Here is a 498-nt window from a genome sequence, read left to right on the forward strand (position 1 = left end):
ACGGAGGCCGTGGTGTCGAGGTGGTCTTTCAGCCAGGAGATGGTGAATTTCATTGTTTTTCTCTCTTTCTAGAGAAGACTTCGGCCGAGGGAACCTGACCTCCGGCATACGTAAGTGCGAGATCGCTTCTCATGGAATCGTTCAGTGTCACGATCTTTTCAACGGCGGTTTTCTCTGACGTTTCAATTTCAGCGTCGGGGGCGCCATCTGAGATAGCAACTCGAAGCGCCTTCAACGCGTCGATAGCCGCATCTGATTTCAGTCCCGTTTGGGAAGACGTGATCAGCCCAAACCGACCATGAAGGTCTGCGTCAAATACAGGCGAATTTCCTTTGCGGATACGATCCAAGTTGTCGGTCAGAGCACCAGCATAATCAAGATAGACCTGCAACCGCCCCTCGGAAAGGTTCCGGAATGCACGCCGTACCTTCCAGATAAGGTAAATGCCTGCGATGACGAGCAACCCAAGCAATATTTGTATGATAAGCATCCCTACCG

The 498-nt window shown here is 51.4% G+C and carries 1 protein-coding gene; it reads right to left on the bottom strand.

Features of this window, described 5'->3' with window-relative positions:
* Positions 1-49: 49 nt before the first annotated feature.
* Positions 50-498: hypothetical protein (locus SM447_RS30160; protein WP_474576251.1), on the bottom strand; the 449-nt coding region annotated here is incomplete at its 5' end.

Source organism: Micromonospora aridisoli (assembly GCF_056150025.1).